Origin of the sequence: Sphingobacterium sp. UBA7253 (genome assembly GCF_002472745.1) — a bacterium.
GTDB lineage: Bacteria > Bacteroidota > Bacteroidia > Sphingobacteriales > Sphingobacteriaceae > Sphingobacterium > Sphingobacterium siyangense.
The window spans coordinates 2,429-4,015 of the sequence record NZ_DKSP01000038.1 but is presented as its reverse complement, the minus strand read 5'-3'; the positions used below and the strand labels follow the sequence as shown (position 1 = coordinate 4,015).

Genomic DNA, 1,587 nt, shown 5'->3' with positions numbered 1-1,587 from the left:
CGCTCTTCCGATCTGCTTCACGCGGAGGAAATACGGGGCCGAATGTTTCAACCGTATCTGCGGAGAAACTTGATGAGCTAGCCAACTACCTTAAATCGATCGGGTATAATCCTGGATCTTATCAAGATTATCCTTTGGATACACGCAGTGACAAATTTTCCGTTAAATTAGATTACAATATCGATCAAAAAAATACCTTAAGCGCTAAATATTTCTACTTTCGTTCCTATCGCGACATCTTACCGTCCAATAGTGGTGCGCCCAAAAATAATCGGCAACCGTCCAACCTTGGCCTACCTTTCAGCTCAGCAGGCTACGGTATAAACAACAACATGGACAATGTGAATTTAGAATTACGTACGCGTATCAGTAGCAAATATTCTAATTCATTGACCGTAGGATACAATGTCATGAACGACTATAGAGAGTCGAAAGGTGGCCAACCATTTCCTTTGGTAGACATCATGAACCCCGACGGTAGTAGCATGACAGCATTTGGTTACGAACCATTTACAGCATTTAATAGCTTAAAGACGAAGGTATTTCAAGCAACCAACAACTTTAATATTTATGCCGGAAAGCATGAGATTACCTTGGGAGCCAATTTTGAAAATTACAAAACCACCAATGGATTTGCACCGAACTATTATGGGGCCTATACATTTGCCAGTTTAGATGACTTCTACAACTCTGCAAAAAATAATGTTTCCAACGCAACCAAATACCAAATCCAATATTCTGTTTTACCTGATGGGTCATTTCCTTATGCAGAAATTTCAGTACGTATGTTTGGTCTATATGCACAGGATGCCTATGCTGTAAATGATCATTTTAAATTGACTGCTGGATTGAGAGCCGATTTGACTAACATATCATCCCCCAATGAACTGAAAAATGATAATGTAACCAAGTTGAATTTTGATCAAGGTGAAAAGATCGATGTATCAAAATATCCAAAGAGTGCAATTCTTTGGTCGCCACGAATTGGATTTAATTGGAATGTCAATGGAACAAATCAAACGCAGGTACGTGGTGGATCGGGAATCTTTACGGGTCGTCCGCCATTAGTATGGATTTCTAATCAGGCCGGCAATAATGGTGTTATGTTTGGTTCTGAATCTATTAATAATCCTACAAACCGCCCATTTACACCTGATGTAGATGCTTATCGCAATGTGAACCACCAAACTGCAGCCAACAACTCGAGTTATAACTTGGCGGTAACGGATAATAACTTCAAATTTATGCAGCTTTGGAGAACGAACCTTGCCATTGACCAAAAATTACCAGGCGGTGTTATTGGTACTTTTGAAGCCATGTATTCAAAAGATATCAATTCGGTCTATTTCAGTAACGTCAATCTAAATACGACGGACGGTAAAGCTTTAGTTGGTGTCGATAACCGTATGCGTTACAATACTCCACGTATTTATGGTGCTGCTCAACCTACTCCCGAAAATCCGAATATTTCCGACGCCATTGTGATGTCCAATACATCAAAAGGTTATAGTTATACCTTGACAGGAACATTGTCGAAAGAGTTCAAAGGTGGATTTTTTGCAAATATCGGTTATACCTATACAGAAT

Annotated in this window: 1 protein-coding gene; it reads left to right on the top strand. The window is 39.5% G+C overall.

Translation table 11 applies throughout. From position 1 onward, the window contains the following. The coding region (locus B2X72_RS03750; RefSeq protein WP_286848318.1) for a TonB-dependent receptor domain-containing protein at positions 1 to 1,587 on the top strand (1,587 nt) is incomplete at both ends.